The following is a 14,797-nucleotide window of genomic DNA, read 5'->3' on the forward strand; positions in this document are numbered from 1 at the left end:
TGAAAGGACCTGTTTAGAGTGCCATATTTCGTACTCTCAAGGAGGCTCCACATGGCGCACCGGATTCTCGCGGCGACCACGGCCAGCGTGTCTGAACTGAAGAAGAACCCGATGGGCACTGTCGCGGCGGGCGAGGGGTTCGCCGTTGCGATCCTCAACCGGAACGAGCCGGCCTTCTATTGCGTGCCGGCCAAAGCCTACGAGGCGATGCTGGACCAGATCGAGGATCTGGAACTGAACGCCATCGCGGATGCCCGGGAGGGCCAGGCCGTCCACAAGGTCACGCTGGATGACCTATGAGCTCGCCTTTCTGGATGAGGCCCTGAAGGAATGGCGCAAGCTCGACAGCGCGACGCGCGAGCAGTTCAAGGCCAAGCTCGCGGAGCGTCTGCAGAATCCGAAAGTCCCGTCTGCGCGTCTGCATGGCATCAAGGAACGCTACAAGATCAAGCTGCGTAACGCCGGCTACCGCCTTGTCTATCAGGTGAAGGATCGGGAATTGCTGGTCGTCGTCGTCGCGGTCGGCAGGCGAGAGCGGAACGAAGTCTACAAGGCCGCGGAACGCCGCCGGTCCGATTGACGCCTTGCCCGGCGCGGCCGGGCACCGGACGGAACGCCGCCCGTCCCTCACGCCAGGTCCCGCCCGGCGGCGAGGGCCTGCGCCATCGTGACGAAGGCCCGCAGCGCGGCCGAGGGGTTGCGGCGGCCGGGGTAATAGAGGCAGAGGCCCGGAAAGGGCGGCGTCCAGTCCTCGAGCAGGCGGACGAGACGGCCGGCCGCGATGTCGGCGTCGACCTCCTGCTCGAAGAAATAGCCGATCCCCACCCCGTCGAGCACGGCGGCGCGGGCGACCGTGCCTTCGTCGAGGGTGATCGGCCCGCGCACCTCGATCGAGAGGGTCTCGCCCGCCTTCTCGAAGCGCCAGCGATAGAGCGCGCCGTTCGGCAGCCGCACCGCGACCGCGCGATGGGCGGGGAGATCGGCGGGCACCGCGGGCGCGCCGTGCGCCGCCAGATAGGCGGGCGCCGCGACCACCGCATGGCGCTGCGGCCGGCCGAGCGAGACGGCGATCATGTCGCTCGGCACCAGATGGGCGACCCGCACGCCGAGATCGAAGCCCTCCGCGACGATGTCGACGAGCCGCCCTTCGGTGACGAGATCGACATGCACGTCCGGATAGCGGCGCAGGAAGGGCAGGACGAGCGGTGCCATGATCTCGCGCGCGGCGAAGGGCGCGGCATTGATGCGCAGCCTGCCCGAGGGCGTCGCGCGCTGCGCCGTCACCCGCTCGAGCGCGCCGTGCACGTCGCCGAGCGCCGGGCCGACCTCCGCGACGAACAGCCGGCCCGCCTCGGTGAGCGAGACGCTGCGCGTCGTGCGGTTGAAGAGCCGGACGCCGAGCCCGGTTTCGAGCCGGCCGATCGCCTGGCTGAGCGCGGTCGCCGACAGGCCGAGTTCGATCGCGGCGGCGCGGAACGAGCCGCGCCGCGCGATCGCCATCACCGCGTCGAGATCGGCGAGCGTCGGGCGGATCATTGTCCCGTTTTTCCGGATACCGCATGCCGTGTTGTGCGTCTTATCCGTACAATCCCGCATCGCCAGATGGAAGGGGCGAACGAACCCCTCAGAACGAAACCCTCCTGGAGTGATGGCGATGAACCTTCCTGCCCCTGTTGCGGCCTATTTCGAGGCCGATGGCCGCGCGGACGAGGCGGCGCTGATTGCGGCCTTCGCCGAACGGGCCGTCGTCGCCGACGAAGGCGCGACGATGCACGGCCGCGCGGCGATCGGCGCCTGGTGGCGCGCGGCGAAGGCGAAGTATGGCGCGGTCGCCGTGCCGGTGGCGCAGGCCGCGACGGCCGAAGGCGTGCGCGTCGAGGCCCGCGTCAGTGGCCGCTTTCCCGGCAGCCCGGTGACGCTCGCCTTCTCCTTCCGGCTCGACGGCGCGGCGATCGCGGCGCTCGACATCGGCGCGGCGGAGCCCCGCGCATGACCGGCTTCCTCTCGCTCGAAGGCCGGCGCGCCCTCGTCACATCGGGCACGCGCGGCGCCGGCGCGGCGACGGTGGCGCTGTTCGAGGCGCTCGGCGCCCGCGTGCTGACCACCGCCCGCCACAGGCCGGAGGCGATGGCGGAGGCGATGTTCGTCGCCGCCGATCTGACCACGGAGGAGGGCTGTGCCGCCCTCGCCCGCGCCGTCGGCGAGCGGCTCGGCGGCGTCGACATCCTCGTCCATATGCTCGGCGGCTCGTCGGCCCCGGCCGGCGGCTTCGCCGCGCTCGGCGAGGCGGACTGGCGCCGCGAGCTCGATCTCAACCTCTTCCCGGCTGTGCGGCTCGACCGGGCGCTCGTGCCGGCGATGGTCGCGCAGGGCGGCGGCGTGGTGATCCACGTCACCTCGATCCAGGGCCGGCTGCCGCTGCCGGAGGCGACCACCGCCTATGCCGCAGCGAAGGCGGCGCTTTCGGCCTACAGCAAGAGCCTTTCGAAGGAGGTCTCGGGCAAGGGCGTGCGCGTCGTCCGGGTGGCGCCGGGCTGGATCGAGACCGAGGCCTCCGTCGAACTGGCGCAGCGCCTCGCGCAGCAGGCCGGCACCGATGTCGAGGGCGGCAGGAGGATCATCATGCAGGCGCTCGGCGGCATCCCGCTCGGCCGGCCGGCGCGTCCGGCCGAGGTCGCCGATCTGATCGCCTTCCTCGCCTCGGACCGCGCCGCGGCGATCACCGGCACGGAACATGTGATCGATGGCGGCACGATCCCGACGGTCTGACGGGACGATCCCGATCGCCTGAACGGCAGAAGGGGCCGCGGCGCCGGTGCGCCGCGACCCCTCGCTTTCGACCCGCGCGCAGCCGTCAGCCGGCGCGCAGGTTCTTCACGAAATCCGCCACTTCCCGCTCCAGCTCGCCCGCCTGCGAGGAGAGCTGGGTCGACAGCGAGGAGAGCTGCGTCGAGGCGGCGCCGGTCATCTCCGCCGAGCGGCCGACCCCGGCGATGTTGTCGTTCACCGCGCCGGTGCCGTTCGCCGCCATATGGGTGTTGCTGGCGATCTCCTGCGTCGCCGCGGTCTGCTCCTCGACCGCCGAGGCGATCATCGAGGTGACGTCGCGGATCTGCGTGATGGTGCCGACGATCTTCTCGATCGAGGCGACGGTCCGGCTCGTCGACTGCTGGATGCCCTGCACCTTCACGCCGATCTCCTGCGTCGCGCGCGCCGTCTGTTCGGCGAGCTGCTTGACCTCCTGGGCGACGACCGCGAAGCCCTTGCCCGCCTCGCCGGCGCGCGCCGCCTCGATGGTGGCGTTGAGCGCGAGGAGGTTGGTCTGGCCGGCGATGTCGGTGATCAGGCTGACCACCTCGCCGATCTTGGTCGCCGCCTCGGAGAGTTCGCGGATCTCGCTCGCGGCGCGGGTGACTTCCTGCGAGCCGGCGCTCGCGATCTCCGCGGCCTGGGTGACCTGCGAACCGATCTCGCGGATCGAGGAGCTCATCTCCTCCGTCGCGCCGGCGACGGTCTGCACATTGGTCGAGGCCTCAGAGGCGGCATCGGTGACGGCGACCGCCTGGCGCGAGGTCTCCTCGGCGGTGGCGGAAAGATTGCGGGCCGCGACCGCGACCTCGTTGGAGGAGGACGCGAACTGGCCGACGATCGTCTGCATGTTCTGGACGAAGGTGCGGGCGAGTTCGTCGCGCCGCGCCATCTGCGCGCGCTCGCGCTCCTCGCGGGCGGCGGCTTCCCGGCGCGCCGCCTCGGCGGCAGCGAGATCGTCGCGGAAGGAGAGGAGAGCGGTGCTGATCGCGCCGATCTCGTCCCTGCGCTCGGTATGGGCGACCGGCGTCGCGAAGTCGCCGCCGCGGATGCGGTCCATGCCCGCCGCCGTGGCGCGCAGCGGAACGGCGATCAGCTTGTTGAGCACGAAGGCGGCGATGAGGCCGATCACCAGCACCGAGGCCACCGACAGGGCGACGGCGAACCAGATCATGGCTTCAGCCGATCGCATCGCGGCGTTGCGGACGCCGAGCAGGGAGGCCTCCGCCTCCTTGAGCTCCGCCACATGCGCGCGGATCTTGTCGAAATAGGCCTTGCCCTTGCCGGCGCGCTCGACGTCGCGGGCGAGGTCCTGCGAGCCCGGCTTCGCCATCAGATCGATGGCGTAATGCGACACGTTGCGCTGCCACTCGTCCACCTCCTGGCGGACCGCGGCGAGCCGCGCCTGCTGGGCGGGATTGTCGCTCGTCAGGGACTTCGCCGCCGACCAGTTCTCCTCGAACGCCTTCTCGCCGGCGCGCAGCGGATCGAGGCTGCCCTCCCGCCCTGTGATCAGGAAGCCGCGCAGACCCGTCTCCTGGTCGACGAGCGCCGCCATCAGGCCGTCGACCTTGTCGAGCACCTCATAGGTGTGGACCGTCCAGTCGACATTCTGCGACACGGTGGACTGGGCGAGCATGATGACGCCTCCGGTCACCAGGCTCGCGACGAGCACGAGCCCGAACATGATCATGATCTTCGTTCGGACGAGCAGGTTCTTCATATTCTTTCCGATCCTCGGGATCCCTGGATTCTGCGCGGCGACCGGCAGGATCCGTGACGCCGGCGATCGCAACAGACGGGTGAATTCGCGTTCGATTCGGCCGAATCCCGCCCGCTCCTCATCCCGGGGAGCGATCCCCGAAGGGCCGCGGACTTCTGCCGACAAGACCCGCCGACCTAGGCAGCCGAAGCTTGCATCAGGCTGTGGCCGCACCCGTGGAAGAGACGGTCCTCCGCCGGATCGGGGGCGCCCGGCCCCAAGCTTCGCCCCGCCCGGGTCCGCCCGGAGGCCGCGCGCCGCGCCGGTGCGGCGTTCGGGCGAGACCGACCCGCCCTTCGCCGCCGGCCCGCCGCCGATGGTTAGCCGTTCATCGAACTTTGGCTTGCCGCGCGGCCGTAGCGATGATAGTTAGCCTCATGACTAACCATGATCCCACCCTCTCCCGCCTCTTCCATGCCCTCGCCGACCCGACCCGCCGGTCGATGCTCGGCCGGCTCGCACAGGGGCCGATGCGGGTGACGGACCTGTCGGGCCCGACCGGGCTGCGCCTGCCGACGGTGATGCGGCACCTCGCCGTGCTCGAGGAGGCGGGGCTGATCGCCACCGCCAAGGACGGCCGGGTGCGCACCTGTGCGCTGGTGCCCGAGGCGTTCGATCCGGTCCGGGCCTGGCTCGACGAACAGAGGGCCGTCTGGAACGCCCGGCTCGACCGGCTGGAGGCCTTCGCCATGAGGACGATGAAGGAGCAGGACCGATGATGCCGAACGACGAACGGGATACCTCCGGCGGGCGCGGCGAAGGCCGCTTCGCGACCTTCGTGCTGGAGCGCGCGGTCGCCGCGCCGCTCGCGGTGCTCTGGCAGGTCTGGACGGCACCCGCCGCGCGGGCGGTCTGGCTTCCGGCGGCAGAGAGGGAGGCGGCGCGGGATTCCGGCTGGCTGGTGCTGCAGCCCGGGCTCGGCAGCATCGGCTATGAATGCGTCGCGCCGGACGGCGCGGCCGAGGCGGCGGCTCTGGTGACGGCGGAGTTCGCCGATACAGGAGAAACGAGCCGGCTCGTCGCGACGGTGCAGCGCGCCGCGCTCGCCGGAGGCTCCGGCGCAGCGGCCGCGCGTGAGGATTTCGCGGCGGCGCTCGATCGTCTCGCCGCGGCGGCCGAGCGCACGCTCCTCATCGAGCGCGTCCTGCGCGCGCCCCGCGCCGCCGTGTGGGACGCCTGGATGAACGAGGAGGCGCTGCCGCAATGGTGGGGGCCGGACGGCTATTCCTGCCGCACCCGGCGCATCGCCCTCGAACCGGGTGGCGAATGGGTGTTCGAGATGATCGGCCCCGACGGCACGGTCTATCCGAACCATCATCGCTATGGCGAGATCCAGCCCGGCGAGCGGCTCGCCTATACCCTGCTCTGGGGCGAGAATGGCCCGAAGCACGCCGATGCCTGGGTCGCCTTCGAGGATCATGCGGAGGGCACGCGGGTGACGCTCGGCATGGTGATGAGCAGCCGCGCCGAATATGAGGCGGCGAAGGGATTCGGCGCGCTCGAACTGGGCCTGCAGACGCTCGGCAAGCTGGAGCGCATGGTCGAGGCCCGCCGCGCCGCCGCCGTCTGAACGGCCCCGCCATGGCGGTGGACCCTGCGGCCGGCCGACGCGGCCTCCGTCGCCGACGCCTGACCTTGCGAAAGGCAAGTCCCTTATATAACGATAGATTCGGTGGCTGTGAAAGCCGCAATCGGGGGGTTGCATTGACAGTCGAGAAGTACCGTTCGTCCGCCCGGAATCTCCGGCGCCACTCCCTGATCGTCGGCGTTTCGCTGATCTCGCTGGTGACACCCCACCTCGCCGCCGCGGGCTCTTATGACGAGCCCGGCACAGCGACCGCCACCGGCGCCAATGCGACCGCCGTCGGCGACACCGCGGTTGCGAACGGCGCGGACGCCACCGCGGTCGGCGCCCGGGCGAACGCCACCGGGTCGAGCGCCACGGCGGTCGGCGACGCGGCGATCGCCAACGGCACCTATGCCTCGGCGGTCGGCCAGAACAGCAATGCGAACGGCGAATCGGCGGTCGCGGTCGGCAACCGCTCGGTGGCGAACGGCGCCATCGCCACCGCCGTCGGCGTGCTCTCCAACGCGACGGGCGAGCACGCCACGGCGCTCGGTGGCTCGGCGACCGCGAACGGCGTGAGCGCCACCGCGCTCGGCGACGGCACGGTCGCGAACGGCAGCTGGGCGGCGGCGGTCGGCCAGGGCGCCAACGCCACCGGCGAATCGGCGACCGCGCTCGGCAACAACAGCAAGGCGAACGGCACCATCGCCACCGCGGTCGGCCGCAACGCCAATGCGAACGGCAACAATGCGACCGCGACCGGCGGCAATTCGATCGCCAACGGCACCAGCGCGACGGCCTATGGCACCAGCGCCGTCGCGAACGGCAATCAGGCGACCGCGAGCGGCTATTCCGCGAACGCCACCGGCAATCTCGCGACGGCGACCGGCTCGGCCTCGGTGGCGAGCGGCATCCGCGCTTCGGCCTTCGGCCAGCAGGCCAACGCCACCGGCTCCGACGCCACCGCGCTCGGCCAGGCGTCGCTCGCGAACGGCACGGCGGCCACCGCGGTCGGCCGCGGCGCCAACGCCACCGGCAACTACGCGCTCGCGAGCGGCTTCAACAGCGTCGCCAACGGCGCCAGTGCCTCGGCGATCGGCGCCAACAGCATCGCCAACGGCCAGTATGCCTCGGCTTTCGGCCGGTCGGCCAATGCCACCGGTGCCTCCGCCATGGCGATCGGCGCCGACAGCGTCGCGACCGGCGACACGGCGCTCGCGGTCGGCACCGGCTCGTCCGCGACGGCGAACGGCGCTTCGGCCTTCGGCACCGGTTCATCGGCTGCCTATGCGAACTCGACCGCCATCGGCGCCGGCGCCACGACGACGCGCGCCGACCAGGTCGCGATCGGCACCTCGACGTCGACCTACACCGCGGCCGGCATCACCTCCAATGCGAGCCTCGCGGCGCAGACCGGAACGACCTATTTCGTCACAACGGATGCCAACGGCAATCTCGCCGCGTCGAGCTTGAGCACCCAGGCCATCGAATCGATGGCATCGGATATCTCCGGGCTGCAGAAGCAGATCGACGACAATGCCCGCAGCGCCTCCCAGGGCACGGCGATCGCCATCGCGATGGGTGGAGCCGCTCTGCCGTCGGACAAGAACTTCGCCATCTCGACGAATTTCGGCAATTATGACGGGCAGAGCGCCCTCGCCGTCTCGGCCCAGGCCCGCCTCAACGAGTATGCGGTGCTCAATGGCGGCATCGGCGCCGGCCTGAGCGATGGCGGCACCGGCACACGGCTCGGCCTGACGCTCGCATGGTGACGAGGGGTCGGGAGAGAGAGAGAGCGGCGGCTTCCCGCCGCGTCGCCGGCTGCGCGAGCGGACCCGGCGCGCTTTCTTCCGATCTCGACGGCCCCCTCGCGGGTCTGCATGCCGCGCGCGGTCCGGAGCGGACCTTGCGCCGTTTCGGCCGCGCCGGGCTGCGTCTCGCCGCCGCTGCCGCCCTTCTGCACCTCGCGTCGGGCGTGCTGCCGGCGGCGGTTCCGGCCGCCCTCGCCCAGCAGGCGGAGGCGGTCCCGGCGCAGATCGACCGCAACGGCGTTCTGACGCTCATCCGCACCGCCCTGCTGGCGCTCGACGCCGCCAACAAGACCGGCAATTATACCGTGCTGCGCGATCTCGGCTCGCCCGAGTTCCGCGCCAATACCGCGGCCGACCTCGCCGAGATCTTCGCCGCGCAGCGTAAGGACGGGCTCGATCTCTCCGCCGTCGCGGTGCTCGAGCCGCAGTTGACGGTGCTGCCGCAGATCGAGGCGAGTGGCATGATGCGCATGGCCGGCTTCTTTCCCTCGGTCGGCCGGCAGGTGAACTTCGAGCTCGGCTATGTGCCGGTCAATGGTCAGTGGCGCCTGTTCGGCCTGTCGGTGGCGCTCGGTTCCTCGGCCCCGGTGCCGCCGCCGGCCGTCTCGGACGTCCCCGCGGCGCCGGCCGCCGAGCAGCCGCGGAAGGCGCGGCCGCCCAAGCCGCCGAGACCCCCCGCCGAGCGCTGACGCAGGTTTCCAACAGGACGGCCACATGCTGCCCGATATTGCCCTTCGCTCGATGCGCGTGATGTTCGCGACCCCGTGCTACATCTCGGCGGTCAGCATGAACTACGTGGTCAGCGTCTTCAACCTCACCTTCCATTGCCAGCATTTCGGCCTCGACTGCATCCTGCACATGCATTCGGAGAGCCTGATCACCCGCGCGCGCAACAGGATCGTCATTCCCTTTCTGGAAGACCCCTCGCTCACCCATCTGTTCTGGATCGATTCCGATATCACCTTCACGCCGCAATCGGTGTTCCGGCTGCTGCTCGCCGATCGCGACGTGGTCGCCGGCGTCTACCCGATGAAGGCGTTCAACTGGCCGGCGGAGGGCGCGCCGGCCGGCATGACGCGCGAACAGTTCGAGACCCGATACACCGAGTTTCCGTTCAATCCGTTCCTCGATGCGAAGGGAGACCCCGTCGTCGGCGACGATCCGGATGGCCTGATCCAGGTCGCCGAAGCACCGACCGGCTTCATGTGCATCAAGCGCAACGTCTTCCTCCGCATGATGCAGCATTATCCGAACCTCAACTACGTTCCGGACGGGCCGCCCGACAATCCGAGGGCACCGCTGCACTGGCTGTTCTTCGATTGCATGGTGGATCCCGATTCCGGCCGCTATCTCTCCGAAGACTACGCCTTCTGCCGCCGCTGGCGCGACATGGGCGGGCGAATCTTCGTCGATCCGCACGCGCAGCTCGAGCATCTCGGCCAGTACACCTATCGCGGCAATCTCGCGACCCACCTCACCGCCCGTGCGACATCGGCGAAGCCGCCCGCCACCGCGACCTGATGCGGCCCGGGCTCAGGCGAGCGGCCATTCCCAGTAGTGCCGGGCGACCGGAGCGCTCCGGTCGAAGGTGCGCGCCGATGGCTCGGGCAACCGACGCATCGCTTCCGAGCCGCGCACCCGGCAGTTCGTCGCGGTGATCATCGTGCGGCTATGGTGGTGGCCCCTGTCGAGCTCGTCCTGCGCGAAACGCCGGCCGACATATTTCCGCACGGCATGATCGTCGCTGAGCACGAGATAGTGCCGCAGGACGAGGGATTCCGGACAGCGGCGGACATCGCCGCCGCGCAGGACATGCCCGCCACTCGCCACAGGCGAGAGGCCCGTCCCCCTTTTCCAGCCGCGCATCAGTCGGGGCCACTGCGGCTCGAAGAAGTAATAATCGCGCATCCGGTCCTTGTGGTCTTCCCGATAGCAGTCCCCGGCCAGAGGAAGAAAGCAGAACTCGTCGAAATTGACACAGTTATAGCCGTCGCGATCGGCCGCCGCGATGAAGTCGAGCAGGCTCTCGCCGGCGTCGGGCGTCATCGGCCATTCGTCGGCATCGATGTGCAGCACCCAGTCGTGATCGAGCCCGGCGATCACCTCTTCCTTCAGCCGCAGCAGCGCCTGCATCGAGAACGTGCCCCGCCAGGGCATCGGCACGATGTCGAGCAGGCCGCGGCCGAGAAACTCGCGGGCGATGCGCACCGTCGCATCCTCGGAGCCATGGTCGATCAGCACGACGCCGAGCCCCTCGCCGATCAGGCCGCGAAGGCAGGACCGGATATAGATCTCCTCGTTGCGCGCTCCGACCACCGCTGCCGCCCGCATCGTCTCGCCCTCCCTCCGCCGGGACACCGCCGCTCCCATGCCGCCGGCTGCTCGGATCATCCTCCGCCGGCGACCCGGCGTTGCCCGAGCGCCGCGACGGCGGCGCTCTCCTCGTTCCAGAAGAATGTTCCGCCCCGCGCCAGGAGCCGCCGCTTGAGGGCCGCGATCACCATCAGATCGATCGCCGGATCATGGCCGAACCAGAGCGGGTCGGCCGTGTCGACGAAGAGATCGGTCCCGAACAGGCCGATCTCGCTCACGCCGGACAGTTCGAGCAGGAGCAGGATCCGGGTTCCGGTCATCAGCCGCTCGATCCGCGGCAGGCCGACGAGGTTGCGCCGCGGCGGCGCGATCGCGAAGAGGATCGCGAGGTCCTCCGGCTCGAGCCGCGCGCAGAAGGCGTCGAACAGCGCGAGCGGCGGCAGCGCGACGCGAAGCCGGTCGATGACGCCCGCCCGCTCCATCCAGCGCAGGGCGACCACCGGCGTGCCGAAGGCGAAGGCGGCGACGACATGGTGGTAGCGTCCGGTGACGACGAGGCCCGCCCGCGCGATCAGACGCAGCCAGGCCCGCGCCCGTACGCCGTCGGGACGCGTGCGATCGCCGATGATCGCGGCGCGCTCGATGCCCGTGCCGCCGGCCTCGATCAATTCGGCGAACAGGCGCTCCTGCAAGGGCTCCCGCCGCGGCGCGCCATCGAGGAAGACGATCCGCTTCGAGGGCGGCACGCTGCGCCGGACCGTCTCGGCGAAGCCGCGCAGCCGGTCCGCCGGCCAGTTGACCCCGACGCCGACCACGACGAGGTCCGGATCCCGGACCTCATCCGGGTGGACCGCGCCGATCCGGTCGGCGAATGCCGGCAGCAAGTCGAAGGACGGCACCGCCGAAAGTCCCAGCGCCTCATAGTGTCCGGCCGAGAGCGGCTCGCGCGCCGCGATCCCGTCGAGCCCCTCGAGCGCCGGCCGGTAGGTCGCGATGGGCTCGGCTTCGAGGTCCTGCGCCTTGTCGGCCGGGAAGAGCGAATGATTGACGAGATAGGTGCGCTTGCCGAAAGCCACCTTCGCGGCGTGCATCAGCCCGAGCAGGTTGCGCGGGGCGCGGTTGAGACCGTGCAGCGTTCCCTCGCCATTAACGACCACCAGATCGGCCTGGTCGAGGGCCGCGGCGACGGCCGGAGCCGCGGCCTGCACGGCGTCCCGCATGGCGCCCGGATCGAGCCCGGCAAGGGTCGGTGGCAGAGCGAGGGCATGGGTCAGCGTCACCGGCAGGGTCGCGACGCTGTAGCCGTCATCGAGCAGCAGATTGTGCAGCGCCGACGAGGTCGCGAAACAGCCGAAATGGTATTGCCGCGCGGTGTCGTTGAGGATCAGGACCTCCCCCGCGAGGCCGGCCGTCTGGACGCCGGTCAGCACGGGCGAACCGACGGCAGGAGCGCGCCGCCCTCCGCCGCATACCGCCGGACCGAGGCGCAAGGACACCGCGCGGCCGGACCCGGCCGATGTCGGCCCACGCCGCCCCTCATGGCTGCGACGGCCATTGGCCTTGGAAGGCGATGCCATAGGTGAGCGCGAGATAGGGCTGGCGGTTCTCGTGCGGTTTCGTGCCGCTGGGAGATCCCCCGGCGAAGCCGATGGTCGCCGGATCGAGCGCGCTGTCCGGAAAGCCACCGGACCTCATCATGGGCAGGGCGAGGTTCGTTGCCGCCAGTGCGAGAACACCGATATCGGACGCCTCGGTCGGGTTGGCCGTCTTCGACGTGGGCGCGACCGGGCTCTTGCGGCGCATCTGATGGGTGTGCGCCGGCATCTGCACCTCCGTCAGGACGACGCTCTCCGTTCCGCCCCTGTCGCCGACCCTGAAGACCTCGGCCGAGTCCACGAGCCGGCCTTCCGAGAGGGCGACGCGGCCGTTGAGCATCGGCGTACAGAAAGCCCCCTCACGCCCTCCGAAAATATAGCCGATCAGCGCGAAGAGCGCCTGATAGCTGTTCACCGCAAACTCATTCCCGTTGCAGGGGAGCCAGCCGTAAGGCAGGAAGCTGGTGGCGAACAACCGGATCTCGCCGATATACTGGTCGTCTACCGGGTCCCGGGGACGCGGTTGGCGCGGCGCCGCATCCTCCGCTTCGGGAGGCGCGTCGGGACTGAGGCCGTTCGGACAGAGGATGGCCTTCAGGCAGAGAAACGGCATCATGTTCGGATGTGGCACGTCCCCGCCGGAGGACTTGACCGCGAGCGAGCTGAAGTCGAGGCTCCCGGAGGTCGGTTTGGCGGTATCGATGTAGAAGGAATAGCCGTCCTCCACATCGCCGAAGCCCACATCGGGGTCGGGGAACGAGGACGTCGCCGGCTGGTGGGTGACGTTGAAGGGGTGGCCGTGCCGCGGCATGCCCGACGAGCCCAGCACGATGCTCGGGCTGCCCTCCGCCGCACCGAGAGGATAGTCGTTGAGCCCCTGCCGGCCATGACCGAGGGCGACGCGGGCCGCAAGGTCCGGGATCCTGAAGCTCGTCGTGTCCGGGGCGCTGCCATAGGTGTAGCCGATCAGCGCGAAGAGCTGCGCATAGCGGGCCGTGTCGAGAAGCCGGCCGTCACAGGACAGCCATCCCTGCGGAGCGTAGCCGCGGGCGAACAGGCGGATCTCTCCCGCGAAGCCGATGACCGCCGCCGTGCCGGGCCGATGGCCGCCGCCGGAGACGTCGCGCGCCTCCACGGCACCCGCTTCGCCGCGATCCGGCGACGGATAGTCGCCCGTGAAGGCGATGCAGAAACTGATCGCCAGATAGGGCTGCATATTGGAATGCGGGCCGCCCCCACCGGCCGGGGCGAGCATGTCGGAGTCGATCGGAAAAGGCTTGTCGCCGAACGGGGCGTAGAGCTTGCCCAGCTGGTCCGGCACGGCGGCATAGAGCGTCCCGCGGACGCTCGCCGAATTGCCCAGCCCCATGGAGACCTGCAAGGCATGATCATGCGACGGCAGCTGGTCGATGGCGAGGGTCACATCCGCCGCGCCGCCGACCGCCGCCAAAGAATAGTCGCGGGTCGTCGACGCGCCGACGGGCACGCGCCCGCGCAGATCGGGAAGGCCGAAGGTCGTGACGCCGTCCCCGCCATAGCGATTGCCGAGCAGCGCGAACAGCGCCTTGTAGGGCTCGATGATGCGCAGCACCGCGCCGTCGCAGGCGAGCCATCCGTTCGGGATCGATCCGAACGAGAACGGCCTGATCTCCCCGATATAAGGCTCCATCCCCGCCCCACAAACCGCGTTCCAACCTCTATCCGGACAACCCCTCTGCAACCGGGAAGGTCACCCTGGTGCGCCGCGCATTACGCCTCCGCTGCCCCGGAGGGATCGGCGCATTCGGTCGTCGGCCCCGGCGAGGAGTCCGGGATGATGCCCTCACAGGCGATGAGATGGCGGAGCGCGAGAAACGGCCGGCGGTTCTCGTGGGCGGCCATGCCGTTCGAGGTCAACCCGATGGTGCGCTCGTCGAGCGTCAACACCGCCGCATCGCCCTCCGCCATCATCAGGGGCGTATTGGCCGACGGCTGGGCCAGCACACCGATGTCCGCGGAGGCTGAGGGGAGGTTACTCTTCGACGTCGACGAGGCCGGGCTCTTCCGGCTCATCCCATGGCGATGCCCGGGGAGGTTTCCCGCCGTCAGACCGATCTTCTCCGCGCCGCCGGGCGTGGAGAACAGGAATGTCTGATTGCTTCCGACCGCCGCGCGCCCGGTGAGGTTTGGAAGCGCGAACTCAAAGAGCTTTGCATTGCCTCCATACGTATTCCCGATCACAGCGTAGAGAGCCGGGTAGCTCGTTGTCTGGCGCGTCGTGCCATCGCAGGGGAGTCAACCCGGAGTGTCGTAAGGCCTGGTAAAGAGTCTAATCTCGCCAACGAAGGCTGAATGTTGGAGTGCGCCTCACCTTCGCCGATCTCCCCGATCATCTCGGAATCGATTGCGAACACCGTCGCGCCGAACGCCGCATAGAGCGGATAGCCGGGCGTGGACGCATAGATGTTGTCGGCAACGGTGCTCTTCGACGCCGCGGCCGCCACCTGCAGCGTATGACGATGCGAGGGCATGTTTTCCGGCCCGAGAGCGACCGACGCCGCGCCTCCCTTCTTGCCGAGCACAGAGTCGCCATCCCCGCCGCTGCCGACTGGCACCCGCCCGCGGAGATCGGGCAGGGCAAGGGTCTCCGGCTCCTTCCCCCATAGATGTTACGGATGACCTGGTAGAGACCCTGGTATTCCCGGACCGGTAGACTCTGCCCCTCGCAGGGCAGCCAGCCCGCCGGCACCGCGCCGAACGCGAAGGCTCTGATCTCGCCAATATACGGTTCCAGCGCGCTCCCCGGCGTCGGCCGCAACCGCCTCAGGCGCCGCCACGACCGGGGATCGGGCTCGGGGCATAATTCCGGGATGTCAAATCGGACGGGCAACCGTTCTGCCTGCACCCGCCAGGGTCGTTCCGACTCTGCCGGCGGCGCTCGCGGCCGTTCCCGCCGCACCGT

Annotated in this window: 16 protein-coding genes and 1 pseudogene; 9 read left to right on the forward strand and 8 right to left on the reverse strand. The window is 69.9% G+C overall.

Annotation, left to right across the window (positions count from 1 at the left end):
• The first annotated feature begins 51 nt into the window (after positions 1-51).
• Together GGQ63_RS14760 and GGQ63_RS14765 are read left to right on the forward strand one after the other, a co-directional pair.
• A complete protein-coding gene (locus GGQ63_RS14760; RefSeq protein ID WP_183857142.1) occupies positions 52-300 on the forward strand; it encodes a type II toxin-antitoxin system Phd/YefM family antitoxin in 249 nt (82 codons plus the stop codon).
• Entirely contained in the window at positions 290-580 is a 291-nt protein-coding gene (locus GGQ63_RS14765; protein WP_183857144.1) for a type II toxin-antitoxin system RelE family toxin, read from the forward strand. The genes GGQ63_RS14760 and GGQ63_RS14765 overlap by 11 nt, the downstream gene beginning before the upstream one ends.
• A gap of 47 nt (positions 581-627) precedes the next feature.
• On the opposite strand, the gene GGQ63_RS14770 is transcribed toward GGQ63_RS14765, so the two are convergent.
• Entirely contained in the window at positions 628-1,536 is a 909-nt protein-coding gene (locus GGQ63_RS14770; RefSeq protein WP_183857146.1) for a LysR family transcriptional regulator, read from the reverse strand.
• A gap of 118 nt (positions 1,537-1,654) precedes the next feature.
• On the opposite strand from GGQ63_RS14770, the gene GGQ63_RS14775 reads away from it, so the two are divergent.
• Together GGQ63_RS14775 and GGQ63_RS14780 are read left to right on the forward strand one after the other, a co-directional pair.
• Positions 1,655-1,993, forward strand: coding sequence for a nuclear transport factor 2 family protein (locus GGQ63_RS14775; protein WP_183857149.1), 339 nt, complete (start codon positions 1,655-1,657; stop codon positions 1,991-1,993).
• A complete protein-coding gene (locus tag GGQ63_RS14780) occupies positions 1,990-2,769 on the forward strand; it encodes an SDR family oxidoreductase (RefSeq protein ID WP_183857151.1) in 780 nt (259 codons plus the stop codon). The genes GGQ63_RS14775 and GGQ63_RS14780 overlap by 4 nt, the downstream gene beginning before the upstream one ends.
• Before the next feature lie 85 nt (positions 2,770-2,854).
• Here the strand turns inward: GGQ63_RS14780 and GGQ63_RS14785 are convergent, their stop codons facing one another.
• Entirely contained in the window at positions 2,855-4,531 is a 1,677-nt protein-coding gene (locus tag GGQ63_RS14785; protein ID WP_183857153.1) for a methyl-accepting chemotaxis protein, read from the reverse strand.
• A gap of 416 nt (positions 4,532-4,947) precedes the next feature.
• On the opposite strand from GGQ63_RS14785, the gene GGQ63_RS14790 reads away from it, so the two are divergent.
• The 5 genes from GGQ63_RS14790 (at position 4,948) to GGQ63_RS14810 (ending at position 9,469) form a co-directional block, all read left to right on the forward strand.
• Positions 4,948-5,289, forward strand: a complete 342-nt coding sequence (locus GGQ63_RS14790) for an ArsR/SmtB family transcription factor (RefSeq protein ID WP_183857155.1) — start codon at positions 4,948-4,950, stop codon at positions 5,287-5,289.
• Positions 5,286-6,140: an SRPBCC domain-containing protein gene (locus tag GGQ63_RS14795; protein ID WP_183857157.1), complete on the forward strand. Its 855-nt coding sequence runs from the start codon at positions 5,286-5,288 to the stop codon at positions 6,138-6,140. The genes GGQ63_RS14790 and GGQ63_RS14795 overlap by 4 nt, the downstream gene beginning before the upstream one ends.
• 134 nt (positions 6,141-6,274) lie before the next feature.
• Positions 6,275-7,909, forward strand: a complete 1,635-nt coding sequence (locus tag GGQ63_RS14800) for a YadA-like family protein (protein ID WP_183857159.1) — start codon at positions 6,275-6,277, stop codon at positions 7,907-7,909.
• A 134-nt stretch (positions 7,910-8,043) separates the two neighbouring features.
• Positions 8,044-8,637: a hypothetical protein gene (locus GGQ63_RS14805; RefSeq protein WP_183857162.1), complete on the forward strand. Its 594-nt coding sequence runs from the start codon at positions 8,044-8,046 to the stop codon at positions 8,635-8,637.
• 25 nt (positions 8,638-8,662) lie between these two features.
• Complete coding sequence (locus tag GGQ63_RS14810) at positions 8,663-9,469, forward strand: glycosyltransferase family 2 protein (protein ID WP_183857164.1); 807 nt, start codon at positions 8,663-8,665, stop codon at positions 9,467-9,469.
• A 12-nt stretch (positions 9,470-9,481) separates the two neighbouring features.
• Here the strand turns inward: GGQ63_RS14810 and GGQ63_RS14815 are convergent, their stop codons facing one another.
• The 6 genes and pseudogenes from GGQ63_RS14815 to GGQ63_RS22425 form a co-directional block, all read right to left on the reverse strand.
• Positions 9,482-10,306: a glycosyltransferase gene (locus GGQ63_RS14815; RefSeq protein WP_183857166.1), complete on the reverse strand. Its 825-nt coding sequence runs from the start codon at positions 10,304-10,306 to the stop codon at positions 9,482-9,484.
• Between the two features lie 29 nt (positions 10,307-10,335).
• Positions 10,336-11,691: a polysaccharide pyruvyl transferase family protein gene (locus GGQ63_RS14820; RefSeq protein WP_183857168.1), complete on the reverse strand. Its 1,356-nt coding sequence runs from the start codon at positions 11,689-11,691 to the stop codon at positions 10,336-10,338.
• A 106-nt stretch (positions 11,692-11,797) separates the two neighbouring features.
• On the reverse strand, positions 11,798-13,525 hold the full coding sequence (locus GGQ63_RS14825) for a phage tail protein (RefSeq protein ID WP_183857170.1): 1,728 nt from the start codon (positions 13,523-13,525) through the stop codon (positions 11,798-11,800).
• An 80-nt stretch (positions 13,526-13,605) separates the two neighbouring features.
• The gene (locus tag GGQ63_RS14830) at positions 13,606-14,076 is read right to left on the reverse strand and encodes a phage tail protein (RefSeq protein ID WP_343061159.1); all 471 of its coding nucleotides are present in this window, start codon (positions 14,074-14,076) and stop codon (positions 13,606-13,608) included.
• A complete protein-coding gene (locus GGQ63_RS22075; RefSeq protein WP_246429799.1) occupies positions 14,073-14,417 on the reverse strand; it encodes a hypothetical protein in 345 nt (114 codons plus the stop codon). Before GGQ63_RS22075 ends, GGQ63_RS14830 begins: the two co-directional genes overlap by 4 nt.
• 83 nt (positions 14,418-14,500) lie before the next feature.
• A pseudogene (locus GGQ63_RS22425) lies at positions 14,501-14,794 on the reverse strand (tail fiber protein); the annotation flags it as partial.
• Positions 14,795-14,797 lie beyond the last annotated feature (3 nt).

This window comes from Prosthecomicrobium pneumaticum, assembly GCF_014199915.1.
Lineage (GTDB): Bacteria > Pseudomonadota > Alphaproteobacteria > Rhizobiales > Kaistiaceae > Prosthecomicrobium > Prosthecomicrobium pneumaticum.